Here is a 13,437-nt window from a genome sequence, read left to right as displayed (position 1 = left end):
ATGGAAGCAATATTCGCCGCAGTACTGGGTATCCTCACAGCTAGCGGGGTCTATCTGTTGCTGCGTGCCCGCACCTTTCCCGTGGTGATGGGCCTGACCCTGATTTCTTACGCTGTGAATCTGTTTTTGTTCGCCATGGGCCGTCTGCAAACCGGTGTCGCATCGGTTATTACCGAGAACGGCAAGTACGGTGATCCATTGCCGCAGGCGCTGGTGTTGACCGCAATTGTAATTGGCTTCGCGATGACCGCATTTGTTGTAGTGCTGGCCCTGCGCAGTGTCGGTGAGACTGAAACTGACCACGTTGACGGCCAGGAGAGCAAACCATGAGTCACGCGTTAATCCTGCCTATTTTGCTGCCGATGTTTGTCGGCAGTATGTTGTTGTTTGGCGCGCGTCTGAGCATGCCGGTCAAGCGTGTCATGTCGTTTTCGGTGGTGCTGGTCTTGCTGCCACTGAGTTTCTGGTTGATGGCGCAAGCCAATCAAGGTGATCTGCAGGTGTATGCGCTGGGTAATTGGCAGCCACCTTTCGGCATTATTCTGATGCTCGACCGTCTTAGTGCGTTGATGCTGGTCGCAACCGCCGTGCTTAGCTTTTTCGCCTTGCTCTACGCCATCCGTGGTGACGATGAGCGCGGGCGTAATTTTCATGCCTTGTTCCAGTTCCAGTTGATGGGTATTTACGGCGCGTTCTTGACCGGTGACTTGTTCAACCTGTTCGTGTTCTTTGAGATTTTGCTGATCGCGTCATACTCACTGCTGTTGCATGGTGGTGGCCCTGATCGCGTACGCGCAGGCTTGCATTATGTGGTGCTGAACCTAGTCGGTTCGGCATTCTTCCTGATTGCCGTCGGCGTGCTTTATGGTATCACCGGCACCTTGAATATGGCGGACATGGCTCAGCGCGTAGCCGCCGCCAATGCCGACCAAGCACCGTTGATTGGTGCAGCCGGGTTTCTGTTGCTGGTGGTATTCGGTCTCAAAGCAGCTTTTTTGCCGCTGTATTTCTGGCTACCAAAGGCATACGCCTCAGCGACAGCTCCGGTTGCTGCACTGTTTGCGATTATGACTAAGGTCGGGCTGTATTCGATCCTGCGGGTTTACACCCTGATTTTTGGCGATGACGCCGGCACCCTCGCCAATATGGCGGATGCTTGGCTATGGCCATTAGCGCTGCTGACGATCGGTTTGGGCGCAATCGGTGCACTGGCTGCGGCCAGTTTGCATGGTCTGGTGGCCTATCTGGTTGTTGTTTCGGTCGGCACATTGCTTGCTGGCTTGGCGATTGGCACTCCTGAGTCGGTATCGGCGGCGCTGTATTACTTGCTGCACAGCACTTGGATAACCGGCGGCTTATTCCTCCTGGCTGATTTGATCTCGCGCCAGCGCGGAGTAAAAACCACAGAGTTGGTACAAGGGCCTGAGTTGCAAAACCCTTATATCCTAGGCGCGCTGTTCTTTATTGGCGCTATCTCCGTGGCGGGTCTGCCGCCGCTGTCCGGGTTTATTGGTAAGTTGCTATTGCTGCGCTCGGTTGAGCCTGGGCTACAAATGGCGTTTCTCTGGCCGGTGGTCTTGATCGGTGGTTTAGTCACCGTCATTGGCCTTAGCCGCGCCGGTAGCACGCTGTTCTGGCGTGTTGGGGTAAGCCAGTTAGACAGTGCAGAGCTCGATTATGGTCGCCTGTTTGCTTGCATCGGACTGTTGGTCCTGAGCCCGGTATTGGTTGGCATGGCCTCGCCATTGCTGGATTACATCCATGCGACCGTTGAGCAGTTGCATGACTTGCCGTTGTACTACCAGATTATTCAGGCCGGAGGAGGCGCATGAAGCCCCGTCATTTCTTGCCACACCCGCTGTTAAGCCTGTGCTTGATGGTAGTTTGGATGCTGTTGGTAAATGACCTGAGCCTAGGTAGTTGGGTACTTGGCTGCATACTCGGCTGGTTGATTCCATTAGTTACTCAGGTGTTCTGGATCAACCCGCCACGGATCTCCAAACCGTTCAAGCTGTGTTGGTTTTTTCTGCGCATTATTGGCGACATCATCATCGCTAACTTGCAGGTCGCGAAGCTAATTCTCGGCCCGCAAAGCAAGCTGCGCCCGGCATTTGTCGAGATCCCGATGTTACTGGAGGATGACTTGGCGCTGACCATGCTTGCCAGCATTATTTCACTGACGCCGGGCACGGTATCGGCTGATCTCAGTGATGACCGCAAGATGCTCTTGGTACACACTCTTGATGTGGGGGATGAAGCGCAGTTGGTGGCTGAGATCAAAACCCGTTACGAAGCCCCTCTGTTGGAGGTATTCACATGCTCGACTACGTGATTCCCGTGTGTCTGGTGTTTCTAGGAATGGCGCTGTCACTCACCGTTGCCCGGCTGATCAAGGGCCCGGATATGCCAGATCGGATTCTGGCGCTCGATACCCTGTACATCAGCGCGATTGCCTTGCTGGTGCTGTTCGGTATTTGGCTCAGCTCGGATCTATATTTCGAGGCGGCGTTGCTCATTGCGGTGATGGGCTTCATTGGCACAGTAGCAGTGACAAAATATCTGCTGCGTGGCGATATCATTGAATAGGAACGCCCATGAATATCTGGATTGAAGGCCTGGTTTCGCTGTTTCTGTTGGCAGGCAGTGTGTTCACTTTTATTGGGGCGTTGGGGCTTTATCGTTTGCCCGACTTTTTCATGCGTTTGCATGGCCCAACCAAATCGACCACCTTGGGCGTTGGCGGTATGGTCATCGCCTCGTTGATTTACTTCGGCGCGCGGGGTGATGGCATCAGCTTTCATGAGCTGTTGATTACCCTGTTCCTGTTTATCACCGCACCGGTCAGCGCACATATGCTGGCTAAAGCTGCAATGCAGCAAAAGCTGCGGATCAACGAGAACACCAGCGGCAAACCCTGGGATCAGTAACCTCGAGCCGCGCTGTGCAGGCGCGGTAAGTCAGCCCCCGTTACCTGCACACTTTCCACGCGCGACTGTATCTGTCACGCCAAGCTCGGTGGCTCTACACTGTGACGTCTTTTTGTGAGGTCGTGTATGAGTGCGGAGCAGGGCAGAGGCGTGGCAATTGTTTGCCTTATAAGCGCAATGGCGATTTGGGGCAGTTCATTTATTGCCCTCAAACTGGCTTTTGCCGAGTTGCCGCCCTTGTGGGTGATCTTCGGCCGCATGCTGCTCGGCAGTGTGGTGTTCTTGTTGGCTTGGCGTTGGCGTGGTCGCTTTGACTATCGTCAAGGCGACTGGAAATACCTGATTGGTCTGGCGGCTTGCGAGCCTTGTCTTTACTTCATCTTTGAGGCATTGGCCTTACAGAATACCAGCGCCTCACAAGCCGGAATGATAACCGCCCTGTTGCCGTTGATGGTCGCAGTTGCCGCCTTTGTATTCCTGCGCGAGCGCACCACTCGCACGACCTTGGCGGGCTTTTTGTTAGCCGTGGTTGGCGCCGTTTGGTTGAGTCTGGCGGGCAGCGCCAATGAACATGCGGTTAATCCGCTGTTGGGCAACTTCTACGAATTTCTCGCAATGATTTGTGCCACGGGCTACACCCTGTTGCTCAAGCACCTGTCATCGCGTTATTCGGCATTTATGCTCACGGCGATGCAGGCGTTTATTGGCGCACTGTTTTTCTTGCCAGTTGCTGCTTCTCAGGCGCCATTCCCGGACAGTATCAGTCTGCAAGGGGTCGGCGTATTACTCTATTTGGGCATCGCCGTGACGGTTGGCGGCTATGGTTTATACAACTTCGGGGTCAGCCGATTGCCCGCGAGCCAGGCCTCGGGGTTTATTAATTTGATTCCGGTGTTCACTCTGATCATGGCGATGCTGGTACTTGGCGAAAGCCTCAACCTGATGCAGCTATGCGCCGCTGGGTTGGTGTTTGCTGGTGTTGGTTTGAGTCAATGGCGCAACACGCCGCCGCTTCCGGCGGGCGTTCTCGACTGACGTTAATCAGTAAAATATAGCTTGGAGGCACAGGTGACAGATTTGAGAGACTGGAGTCGGGAAGCGATCCGTACCATTGAGGCGGACTTCCAGCGTAGCGCCGATACGCATTTGATCCCGCTCGACTTGCCCGGCCTGCCGGGAATCGATCTGTATTTTAAAGATGAGTCGAGTCATCCGACCGGCAGCCTCAAGCACCGCTTGGCGCGTTCGCTGTTTCTGTATGCGTTGTGTAATGGCTGGCTCAAGGCCGGTGCTCCGGTAATCGAAGCGTCGAGTGGTTCTACCGCGGTTTCCGAAGCTTATTTTGCGCGATTATTAGGTATTCCCTTTATCGCTGTGATGCCCGCCAGTACTTCAAAAGAGAAGATCGCACAGATCGCATTTTACGGTGGTCAGAGTCATTTGGTTGATGATCCGGCGCAGATATCAGCGGAGTCTAAACGACTGGCGCGTGAGACTGGCGGTCACTTCATGGACCAGTTCACCTATGCCGAGCGCGCGACTGACTGGCGAGCCAATAACAATATTGCTGAATCAATCTTCCAGCAGTTGCGCTTTGAGCACCATCCCGAACCAAGCTGGCTGGTTTCCAGTGCTGGTACGGGCGGAACCTTGGCAACCCTGGGGCGTTATGTGCGCTATCGCCAGCATTGCACCAAGGTGTTCTGTGCCGATACCGAGCAATCGGTGTTCTACGACTATTACTGCAACGGCGATGCCAGCCAGACGTGGCACTGTGGCTCGCGTATTGAGGGCATTGGTCGACCCTGTGTAGAGCCTTCATTCTTGCCTTCGGTGATCGATGCCATGGCCAAGGTACCGGATGCGCTGTCGCTGGCGGCCATGCATTATCTGGCGGGCAAACTAGGCCGGCGCGTTGGCGGCTCAAGCGGAACCAATTTGGTCGGTGCTTTGCAGGTCGGCCAGCACATGCTTGCGCAGCAGCAAAGCGGTTCAATCGTGGCTATTTTGTGTGATGGCGGTGAGCGCTACAGCGCCACGTATTACGATGATGCATGGCTAAAGGCTCAAGGTTATGAACTCGCTCCACTGATAGAAATCATTCGTGCCTGTGCCGAAGAAGGCGCAACGTTACCGTCAATGCCAGTGACGGGTTTATGAGCCCGATTATTGCTCTGCGCCAAGCCGATGTCGCAGATATTGATTCACTCTGCGCACTGATTTTCGAGCACGGGCCTAACCCGTGGAATCACCTGCCGCCTGCTGACGTCACTGCACATTTGCGGGCGATTGCCACAGGTGATGTGCAAGCAGTCGTGGCCAGTGCTGACAGTGAGTTGTTAGGTTTCGTCAGCTATCAATTGACGGACCATTTTGCTCATTACCAGCCAGTTGAGCGCTGCAGTAATCAGCAGGCGTATATCTGTGAGGCAGTCTCTGCGCGCCAAGCGGCAGGACAAGGTTTGGGTTCACGCATGCTGTTGGCTGCCATCGATAAGCTGGCAGAGCAGGGTGTTAAAGATATATACATTGAGCGCCACGAGGAAAATGCAGCCTCTGCAGGCATGATGCGCAAGGCCGGGTTTGTCGAGATCGATTGTTTCGACGACCATGCCAGACGACCAAATGGCTCAGGGCGCACCAGTGTCTGTTGTATAAGGATGTGAAGCACAGGCCAGAATCGCTCTGGCCTGTGCTGTCGACTCAGCAGTGGTTTTATTCGGCGGTTAAGCCAAGCATGCTACGGGCAACGGCTTCGGCAACACGAACCCCATCAACCCCGGCCGAGAGTATTCCACCCGCATAGCCTGCACCCTCGCCAGCCGGGAACAGCCCCTTGACGTTAAGGCTCTGCAACTCTGCGTTGCGGGTAATTCTCAGCGGCGATGAGGTGCGGGTTTCGATCCCGGTCAGTACGGCGTCATGCATGGAGAAGCCGCGAATCTGCTTTTCGAACGCAGGTAAGGCCTCACGAATCGCTTCAATCGCAAAGTCAGGCAGTGAAGGTGCTAAGTCGCCAAGCTTGACCCCTGGCTTGTACGAGGGCTCAACCGTGCCCAGTGCGGTCGAGGGCTTACCGGCAATGAAGTCGCCGACCAACTGGCCGGGTGCTTCATAGGTACTGCCGCCGAGTACATAGGCGTGCGACTCCAAGCGTTCCTGCAGCTCAATGCCCGCCAGCGGCCCGCCCGGATAATCTTGCTCGGGGGTAATACCGACGACAATCCCGGCGTTGGCATTACGCTCGTTACGCGAGTATTGGCTCATGCCATTGGTGACGACGCGATTGGGCTCGGAAGTCGCCGCCACAACGGTGCCGCCCGGGCACATGCAGAAGCTGTATACCGAACGACCATTCTTAGCGTGATGCACCAGTTTGTAGTCAGCCGCGCCCAGTTTTTCATGCCCCGCATATTTGCCCAGTCGCGAACGGTCGATAAGCGACTGCGGATGCTCGATGCGAAAGCCAACGGAGAATGGCTTGGCTTCCATGAAAACATCACGGCTGTGCAGCATGCGAAAGGTGTCACGTGAGCTGTGACCGAGGGCTAAAATTACGTGCTGGCTGAGCAGTTGTTCGCCATTTTCGAGGACCACGCCTTGCATCTGGCCGTCCTCAATAAGTACATCACTGACGCGCTGTTCGAAGCGTACTTCACCGCCAAGTGCCTTGATTTCTTCGCGCATTGTGGCAACGACGCCAGTCAGGCGGAAAGTCCCGATATGCGGTTTGCTGACGTACATGATCTCTTCGGGCGCACCCGCTTTGACAAACTCTTCAAGCACCTTGCGGCCGATAAACTTCGGGTCCTTGATCTGGCTGTAAAGTTTGCCGTCAGAAAAGGTCCCGGCTCCGCCTTCACCAAATTGCACATTAGATTCAGGGTTCAACACATTCTTGCGCCACAGTCCCCAAGTGTCTTTGGTGCGCTGGCGCACTTCCTTGCCGCGCTCAAGTACAATCGGGCGCAGGCCCGCCTGGGCCAGAATCAGTGCGGCAAAGATCCCGCAGGGACCAAAACCGACCACTATCGGGCGTTGTTCCAGCGGTTGCTGCGCGTGGCCAACGGCGTGGTAGCGGGTGTCGGGTGCGACACCGATGTGGCGGTCATCACTGAATTTCGCCAGCACTGCGGCTTCATCGCGCAGGGTGCAATCGATGGTGTAGATGAAGTGAATTTCGCTGGATTTTTTGCGGGCATCGTAGCTGCGCTTGAATAAGGTGAAATCAAGCAATTCGCCATCAGCAATTTGCAAGCGCTCGACAATAGCGGGGCGCAACGCTTCATCAGGGTGATCAAGCGCGAGTTTAAGTTCAGTGATTCGTAACATCGGACAACCCAGTATCAGGGCCGGAGGTAACCCGGCAGCTAGTTTAGGCGGACGATTATACATCGTTGCGTGCTATTGACGATCATTATAGTTGCACACATTATTCATGATGGTTGCTGGACGCTATGTAAGAGGAGTAGAGAATGTCCGCGAAACTTGATTCATTAATTTCTCCTAGTACTAAATCTCGTACTGCGTAAGCTAAACAATCATTGTCTATAGTTATTTCATAGTCATTGAGGGACAAGTACTCTAGACCTACAGCAAGCCCTGTACGCTTATTCGCGTCAGGTAAGGAGTGGGCAACAGCAATGCTGGCTGTATATTTAGCAGCGATTTCAAAAATATCATCTAAGTTATTGTATAAAATTGCGTTGTCAATGCGTGCTAGTGCACCTTGTAAGATGGGAATATCGACTGGACCTTTCATGCCGGGTTCAGTGCTAAGTATGAGTGTGTTTATTTCAATTACTCGCTCATATGGAAAACGAATTACTTCCATTACATATCAGCCAGCTTCTTAAAAGTTCTTTTGTGAGTTCTTAGTGCTAGTCTTGTTTCTGTATTCACGAGTTGGCGGCCATAATCACCGCTAAGATCAATCTTCTTTGTTGCCTTTATCTTTGGTCTGGTGACGATGTTGACACCATAAATTTCTAAATTTGTATTCATAGGAGTAGCGTCCTAGGCACCCAAAATGCTGATTGCAACGTAGCCAAGGTAGCATAAGGCGGACATAGGTGCATCTCTTTCACCGATCAAGGCTAAGCCTATTTTTGTTTGAATCGTCCCGGATTCGCTGTGTGAAAAAGGTACGACTTAAACGAACAGCTACAATGACAAAAGTGTTAAAGATTGTTATGTTTTGATTCAGCATACGTGGCTGAAAGCCTTTAAAAGTGAGGATTTGTTAGGTTTCTTTCCCATACAAGCCTCATGTTAATACCGGGTCTGCGATCAGCGGCTCAGATTAATGGTCGTCGGGTGCATTATCTGGGCTGAGCACCGCCAAAATAGCCACAACCCCGCATGACTTGGCCGTTAATTCGCAGCTCGGCGCTGAGGTGGCTGACCGCACCGCTCATGCTGTCAACGCAATGCTGCGGCGTGACCCAGAGTTCCACGCGATTGCCATTGGCTTCGCTGGAGATACTCATGCGCCCTTCAGGCAGCTGCTCTTCAAGATAGGGTAATACCAAGGCTTTTTGCCCCGGACGTTCCAGTAGTAACCCTTGTGCGCTGACGCCAATATGCCAGTCTGGCTCATGGCCACTGGCGCGGACTTTGGTCAGCCGATAGGCCAGGTCGTTACACAGTTCGCCCTCGCGTTGCAGACGATAGACAGTGTCTGGTTTGAATGAACCATCATTGCTGTCGGCCGAGCCCAGCAAGCCACGCATATCAACCTGTAAGGTTGAGGCTCCGTCGTCGTAAAGTGCCTTGGCATCATCGCGCAGATTGCTGGAGGCATCATTTTTGATGACGAACTGGCGTTTCTCACCGCATGGGGTAAAGATTAATTGTTCGCCGCTAAATTGCAGTTGCCCCTGCATGCGGATCATTGCGGCCTGTTCATCGACGGGTTTGCCGGTATACACCTGACAACTGGCGAATAAAGGGAGCAGTGTGAACAATAAGGTACGGCGTAAGCGCATCAGTAGTCTCCAGGCAAGTCGCAACACGTTACCGATGCCAGCGATCCACCACAAGGGTCAGCTCAATGATTCAATGTAAACGGGTGTATGACGCGGTAGACACAAGCGATGGCCGACGAGTTCTGGTTGATCGACTGTGGCCGCGTGGCGTGCGCAAGGACGCCCTGGTATTTGATCAGTGGTTGCAAGAGCTGGCGCCGAGCACCGCGCTACGCCAACGCTTTGCGCATGTTGAGCAGCGTTTTAGCGAGTTTCGTCAAAGCTATTGGCAACAGCTGAACAATCACCCTGAACACTGGATGGCTCTGCTCGATATTGCCGAACGCGGAACGTTGACGCTGCTCTATGCCGCTAAAGACACCCAGCACAACAATGCGCAGGTGCTCGCTGAGTTTCTGCAACAAGAGTTGGATCGGCGCGACCGACCCAGTTCGCCGGTGTGCTACGGCAACGAGCTATGAAGTTGGTTGGACCAGCGCTCAATCTCTACGCTAAACCGTTGGCAGGTTTTATTTGGACAATGCCAGCTTCACGCCCAAGGCGACAAACACCGCACCAATCGTGCGGTTTAGCCAACGCGTAATACGCTGGCTGGCTTGGATGTGACGACTGGCGAACGCAGTTGAAACTGCCAGAAAGTGACACCAGAGCATGCCGTTAAAGTTGAAGATACAGCCCAGCACGATAAAGGCCAGGGCTTTATGTTCGGCATCTGGCGAAATGAACTGCGGCACAAAGGCCAGAAAAAATAGCGCCACCTTGGGGTTGAGTACGTTGGTCAAAAATCCTTGTAGATAAAGCCGGCCATAACTGCGCGGCGTTAACACCGGCGCCGATTGGGCTGCGCTCGTTTGGCTTTTGCTTAACAGCATGCTGATGCCGATATACAGCAAGTAAGCCGCGCCGAGGTATTTGATGACCAAAAAAGCAGTGGCTGATGCGGCGAGCAGTGCCGACAAGCCCAGTGCGGCGGCAAAGACATGAATAAATGTACCGCTGCCAATTCCAAGTGCGGCTGCTGAGCCAGCTTTCCAGCCTTGGGCGGCACTGCGCGACATCACCAATAAGGAGTCTGGGCCCGGCGCCATATTGAGCAGCAAGCCGGTGATGATAAACAGCTCTAGATTCTGTATGCCGAGCATGCACGTGCGCCTTTGATGCTGGATCGGTAGGCATCTTTATAGCGCATTTGATCAACGAATACTGGCAATTGATATGCAGTTGCAGGGCACAAAAAAGGTCGCAGTGCTGCGACCTTTTTTGATGTCTGTTTCATTCTGAAAATAAGCGTTAAGGCAAGTCGCCAGCTTCTTCGCTCTGATCCATGGTGACTTGGCGAATCGACAGGCGAAGTTCCGCAGGCAGTACGCGCTTTGCGGCGCCCTCGGCCAGTTCGCTGAGCAATGGATGGTGGCTCAGTTTTCCGGCTTCATCCTGGCGCAGCACGCCTTGATCAAGCAGTGTCTGGATAAAGTGACGGAACAGGCTCTTGTCGAAAAACTCCGGTGCGTTAAGCCCATGAAGAATCGACAAACGCTGGGCCATGACGGTACACAAATCTTCCAGTTGCTCTGCGCTGATGGTGTTCTGTCCTGCATTAAGCAGCAGCGCAATCGCCATGTAGAAACGCTGCAGGGTTTGTGCGATAGCCCGCGACAGTAAGGTCAGCAGCACAAATTGACGTGAGCTTGGCGCAGGCCGTACGTAAACATCGTTCTCTATCTTGAGCAAACCCTGTTCGACAAAGGCATTGAGCCACTGGTCAATCACTTCATCGAGTTCGTCGAGGTTCCAGCGGATAAACAGCTCGGACTGCAAGTACGGATACAGCGCGCGGGTGAAGCGCAGGATCTGTTCACGGCTGATACGTGCGCTGCTCTGGAAAAAACTGGCGAGCAATGCGGGCAGGGCAAAGATATGCAGCACGTTATTGCGGTAATAAGTCATCAGCACCGCATTGTGCTCGTTGAGGTAAAGAATCTTACCCAACGCGTCTTTTTGCTCTGCCAGCAGGCCCATGCCTTTTACGTATTCAATCAGTGCCTCGCCATTGCCTTCGGGCAGGGTTGTGTGCGGTGAGTAAGGCACGCTGCGCAGCAGCTCCAGGTATAAATCCAATACCCGGGTCAGGGCACGATCATCCAGTGCCAGTTTGCTGGTAGACAGCAAGGCCAAAGCCACCAGGTTTACCGGGTTGATGGCGGCGGCTTCATTAAGGTGCTGCGCCACTCGGTCACCGAGACGGTTAGTGGTTGCGCTCAGCCAGTCGGGGCGGAACTGCGGGGCATGGGTTTGTTCGCGCCAATTGGGTTGTTCGCTGTCGAGAAACTCGGCCAATTTGATGGGTTCACCAAAGTTGACCCAGACCTGTCCGAAGCGCTGTTTGAGCGCGCCAATGACTTTGAAAATGTCGAAGATCGACTCTTTCTTTTTACTGGCGCCACGCAGCTCACCCAGATAAGTACGGCCTTCAAGTACTCGCTCGTAACCGATGTACACGGGTACGAAAACCACGGGCATGCGGTTGTCACGCAAGAAACTGCGCAAGGTGATCGCCAGCATTCCGGTTTTCGGCTGGAGCATGCGGCCAGTACGCGAGCGACCGCCTTCGACGAAGTACTCGACCGGGAATCCCTTGCTGAACAAAGTGTGCAGGTATTCATTGAATACGGCGGTGTAAAGCGGGTTGCCCTTGAAGGTACGGCGCATGAAGAACGCACCGCCACGTCGCAGCAGGCCGCCAATTACCGGCATGTTGAGGTTAATGCCAGCAGCAATGTGCGGCGGGGTCAAACCGTTGCGAAACAGCAGATAAGACAGCAGCAGGTAATCGATGTGGCTGCGGTGGCAAGGCACATAAATGACCTCGTGACCTTGGGCGACATCCTGCACGCCTTCGATGTGATTAACCTTGATGCCATCGTAGATCTTGTTCCAGAACCAACTCAGTACTAGTTCCAGAAAACGGATTACCGTATAGGTGTAATCCGAGGCTATTTCATTGCCGTAGCGCAATGCCTGCGCTTCGGCTTTTTCGATTGAAATACCTTCGCGCTGAGCTTCCTCGGTGATCGCCTGACGCACTTGCGGGCCATGGATCAATCCTTTAACCAGATTGCGTCGATGGGAAACATCGGGGCCAATGGCTGCGGTTTTCTGGTTGCGGAAATGCACCCGCAAAATACGCTGCACCATGCGCAGCGTGCGTTCATGGCCTTTGTTCTGTTCAACCAGTTCGCGCAGGTGAATCGGAGGAGAAAACTGGACGCGGGTTTTACGTCCCAGAATCAGAATGCTGACCAAGCGGCGCAAGCGTCCGGTGACCGCCCAGCTATCAGCGAACAGCAGTTTCCAGGGGCTGGTTTCGCGGTCGGGCGATTGGCCCCAAAACACGCTGACCGGAATCACTTGGGCGTCATCAACAGCATTGTCACTCAACGCGGTAACAACCCGGTCAAGGGTTGGCGATATACCGCGCTTATCCGCGCGCCCAAACCAGCCTGCAGGCGGGTTCAGATAGAAGTAGGCAGCGGGCTCCATCAAGTCGCCGACGGCAACAGGCAGCACCGGGCGCGGCAAACCGGCTTTGCGGCATTCGGTGTCGAGTACGGCAAGGTCACTGATCGAGGGTTTTTGCAGGACAAACAGCACAGGCTTGCTGCGGTCGAGCTTTAGGGTAAAGGCTGATTGATTGATGGTTTCCGAGCGTACCCAGAGGTACAGCAGGCGGCGCACTGTGCCGAATACAAGGCGGCGAAACGGGGAGCGGGTCATACGAAGTCTGCAGGCTGTAAAAACGAGCATCTGCTCGGGGGCGCTAGTGTGCCGGATCAGTCGCCGCTGGGCAAAATTCTTCGCAGCAGAAGCCGCAAAAATCCCGTTTTTACCACCGTTCGTCGTTTTTCAGTCTGTTTTCCGAGACGAACCCAGTGTTCGACGGTTGATCAAATATCAACCAAGTTGCATTTTTGTGCGATCTGTCACATCACCAGCGTGTGTGGTTTTAGTCTGAAATATGCCGCCAGGGCCCGTGAAGTAACGCTGCAGAGCTTGTCTGGTATGGCCTTTAATCCATCGGAAAAAGTGCTTTTCAGTCACAAACCTTGTTCTATACTCGAGAAGCGGTTGCAGGGTGGGATTTGCAGCAAACGAGCCCTTGGCCAGCGATTGGTCTTGCCTTTTTTGCAAGGTGTTGTTGACCAGAGCCGCATGTTAATCAGTGCGCCGCGTAATTCCCTTCGGGACAATAAAAACTGTAGTTGGAGAGTGTGGGTAATGGCTGATCGTGAAGTAGGAACCGTTAAGTGGTTCAATGACGCCAAGGGTTATGGCTTTATTCAGCGCGAAGACGGCGCCGATGTGTTTGTTCACTACCGGGCGATCCGGGGTGAGGGGCACCGCTCTCTGGCAGAAGGCCAGAAGGTCGAATACGCGGTAGTTGAAGGTCAGAAGGGCTTGCAGGCAGAGGATGTTGCGGGTCTGTAGTCACTGAACTGCTATAAGGCCCGGGCATTATGTCCGGG

Annotated in this window: 15 protein-coding genes; 10 read left to right on the top strand and 5 right to left on the bottom strand. The window is 53.9% G+C overall.

What is annotated here, in order from left to right; translation table 11 throughout:
* The 8 genes from ACN0UH_RS00530 to ACN0UH_RS00495 all read left to right on the top strand — a co-directional run bounded on the left by ACN0UH_RS00530 (position 1) and on the right by ACN0UH_RS00495 (position 5,593).
* Positions 1-330 (top strand): Na+/H+ antiporter subunit C, encoded by a 330-nt coding sequence (locus ACN0UH_RS00530; RefSeq protein ID WP_417660219.1) that lies wholly within the window; start codon positions 1-3, stop codon positions 328-330.
* Entirely contained in the window at positions 327-1,832 is a 1,506-nt protein-coding gene (locus tag ACN0UH_RS00525) for a monovalent cation/H+ antiporter subunit D (protein WP_417660218.1), read from the top strand. Before ACN0UH_RS00530 ends, ACN0UH_RS00525 begins: the two co-directional genes overlap by 4 nt.
* The gene (locus ACN0UH_RS00520; RefSeq protein ID WP_417660217.1) at positions 1,829-2,332 is read left to right on the top strand and encodes a Na+/H+ antiporter subunit E; all 504 of its coding nucleotides are present in this window, start codon (positions 1,829-1,831) and stop codon (positions 2,330-2,332) included. The genes ACN0UH_RS00525 and ACN0UH_RS00520 overlap by 4 nt, the downstream gene beginning before the upstream one ends.
* Positions 2,317-2,586 (top strand): K+/H+ antiporter subunit F, encoded by a 270-nt coding sequence (locus ACN0UH_RS00515; RefSeq protein ID WP_417660216.1) that lies wholly within the window; start codon positions 2,317-2,319, stop codon positions 2,584-2,586. Before ACN0UH_RS00520 ends, ACN0UH_RS00515 begins: the two co-directional genes overlap by 16 nt.
* 8 nt (positions 2,587-2,594) lie before the next feature.
* The gene (locus tag ACN0UH_RS00510; protein WP_417660215.1) at positions 2,595-2,927 is read left to right on the top strand and encodes a Na+/H+ antiporter subunit G; all 333 of its coding nucleotides are present in this window, start codon (positions 2,595-2,597) and stop codon (positions 2,925-2,927) included.
* A gap of 126 nt (positions 2,928-3,053) precedes the next feature.
* The gene (locus tag ACN0UH_RS00505; protein WP_417660214.1) at positions 3,054-3,962 is read left to right on the top strand and encodes a DMT family transporter; all 909 of its coding nucleotides are present in this window, start codon (positions 3,054-3,056) and stop codon (positions 3,960-3,962) included.
* Between the two features lie 33 nt (positions 3,963-3,995).
* Positions 3,996-5,087: a PLP-dependent cysteine synthase family protein gene (locus ACN0UH_RS00500; protein ID WP_417660213.1), complete on the top strand. Its 1,092-nt coding sequence runs from the start codon at positions 3,996-3,998 to the stop codon at positions 5,085-5,087.
* A 5-nt stretch (positions 5,088-5,092) separates the two neighbouring features.
* The gene (locus tag ACN0UH_RS00495) at positions 5,093-5,593 is read left to right on the top strand and encodes a GNAT family N-acetyltransferase (protein WP_417660690.1); all 501 of its coding nucleotides are present in this window, start codon (positions 5,093-5,095) and stop codon (positions 5,591-5,593) included.
* A gap of 49 nt (positions 5,594-5,642) precedes the next feature.
* Here ACN0UH_RS00495 and ACN0UH_RS00490 read toward each other — a convergent pair whose 3' ends face one another.
* The 3 genes from ACN0UH_RS00490 to ACN0UH_RS00480 form a co-directional block, all read right to left on the bottom strand.
* Positions 5,643-7,259 (bottom strand): NAD(P)/FAD-dependent oxidoreductase, encoded by a 1,617-nt coding sequence (locus ACN0UH_RS00490; protein WP_417660212.1) that lies wholly within the window; start codon positions 7,257-7,259, stop codon positions 5,643-5,645.
* A 100-nt stretch (positions 7,260-7,359) separates the two neighbouring features.
* A complete protein-coding gene (locus ACN0UH_RS00485; protein WP_417660211.1) occupies positions 7,360-7,761 on the bottom strand; it encodes a type II toxin-antitoxin system death-on-curing family toxin in 402 nt (133 codons plus the stop codon).
* A 487-nt stretch (positions 7,762-8,248) separates the two neighbouring features.
* Positions 8,249-8,914 carry a COG3650 family protein gene (locus ACN0UH_RS00480; protein ID WP_417660210.1) on the bottom strand — a complete coding sequence of 222 codons (666 nt, stop codon included), beginning with the start codon at positions 8,912-8,914 and terminating at the stop codon, positions 8,249-8,251.
* A gap of 65 nt (positions 8,915-8,979) precedes the next feature.
* On the opposite strand from ACN0UH_RS00480, the gene ACN0UH_RS00475 reads away from it, so the two are divergent.
* Positions 8,980-9,375 carry a DUF488 domain-containing protein gene (locus ACN0UH_RS00475; RefSeq protein WP_417660209.1) on the top strand — a complete coding sequence of 132 codons (396 nt, stop codon included), beginning with the start codon at positions 8,980-8,982 and terminating at the stop codon, positions 9,373-9,375.
* 48 nt (positions 9,376-9,423) lie between these two features.
* On the opposite strand, the gene ACN0UH_RS00470 is transcribed toward ACN0UH_RS00475, so the two are convergent.
* Entirely contained in the window at positions 9,424-10,056 is a 633-nt protein-coding gene (locus tag ACN0UH_RS00470; protein ID WP_417660208.1) for a LysE family translocator, read from the bottom strand.
* A gap of 148 nt (positions 10,057-10,204) precedes the next feature.
* Positions 10,205-12,688, bottom strand: coding sequence for a glycerol-3-phosphate 1-O-acyltransferase PlsB (gene plsB, locus ACN0UH_RS00465; protein WP_417660207.1), 2,484 nt, complete (start codon positions 12,686-12,688; stop codon positions 10,205-10,207).
* Between the two features lie 501 nt (positions 12,689-13,189).
* Between plsB and ACN0UH_RS00460 the strand changes: the two genes are divergently transcribed.
* On the top strand, positions 13,190-13,399 hold the full coding sequence (locus tag ACN0UH_RS00460; RefSeq protein WP_417660206.1) for a cold-shock protein: 210 nt from the start codon (positions 13,190-13,192) through the stop codon (positions 13,397-13,399).
* Positions 13,400-13,437 lie beyond the last annotated feature (38 nt).

The sequence above is a fragment of the Pseudomonas sp. genome, from assembly GCF_048265905.1.
In the GTDB taxonomy this organism is placed as follows: domain Bacteria; phylum Pseudomonadota; class Gammaproteobacteria; order Pseudomonadales; family Pseudomonadaceae; genus Aquipseudomonas.
This window is presented reverse-complemented; position numbering and strand designations above follow the sequence as displayed.

What these genes read in the sequence shown, in the direction of transcription:
- ACN0UH_RS00530 (WP_417660219.1), top strand. Translation starts at nt 1, where the DNA reads ATGGAAGCAATATTCGCCGCAGTACTGGGTATCCTCACAGCTAGCGGG.
- ACN0UH_RS00525 (WP_417660218.1), top strand. Translation starts at nt 327, where the DNA reads ATGAGTCACGCGTTAATCCTGCCTATTTTGCTGCCGATGTTTGTCGGC.
- ACN0UH_RS00520 (WP_417660217.1), top strand. Translation starts at nt 1,829, where the DNA reads ATGAAGCCCCGTCATTTCTTGCCACACCCGCTGTTAAGCCTGTGCTTG.
- ACN0UH_RS00515 (WP_417660216.1), top strand. Translation starts at nt 2,317, where the DNA reads ATGCTCGACTACGTGATTCCCGTGTGTCTGGTGTTTCTAGGAATGGCG.
- ACN0UH_RS00510 (WP_417660215.1), top strand. Translation starts at nt 2,595, where the DNA reads ATGAATATCTGGATTGAAGGCCTGGTTTCGCTGTTTCTGTTGGCAGGC.
- ACN0UH_RS00505 (WP_417660214.1), top strand. Translation starts at nt 3,054, where the DNA reads ATGAGTGCGGAGCAGGGCAGAGGCGTGGCAATTGTTTGCCTTATAAGC.
- ACN0UH_RS00490 (WP_417660212.1), bottom strand. Translation starts at nt 7,259, where the DNA reads ATGTTACGAATCACTGAACTTAAACTCGCGCTTGATCACCCTGATGAA.
- ACN0UH_RS00485 (WP_417660211.1), bottom strand. Translation starts at nt 7,761, where the DNA reads ATGGAAGTAATTCGTTTTCCATATGAGCGAGTAATTGAAATAAACACA.
- ACN0UH_RS00480 (WP_417660210.1), bottom strand. Translation starts at nt 8,914, where the DNA reads ATGCGCTTACGCCGTACCTTATTGTTCACACTGCTCCCTTTATTCGCC.
- ACN0UH_RS00475 (WP_417660209.1), top strand. Translation starts at nt 8,980, where the DNA reads ATGATTCAATGTAAACGGGTGTATGACGCGGTAGACACAAGCGATGGC.
- ACN0UH_RS00470 (WP_417660208.1), bottom strand. Translation starts at nt 10,056, where the DNA reads ATGCTCGGCATACAGAATCTAGAGCTGTTTATCATCACCGGCTTGCTG.
- plsB (WP_417660207.1), bottom strand. Translation starts at nt 12,688, where the DNA reads ATGACCCGCTCCCCGTTTCGCCGCCTTGTATTCGGCACAGTGCGCCGC.
- ACN0UH_RS00460 (WP_417660206.1), top strand. Translation starts at nt 13,190, where the DNA reads ATGGCTGATCGTGAAGTAGGAACCGTTAAGTGGTTCAATGACGCCAAG.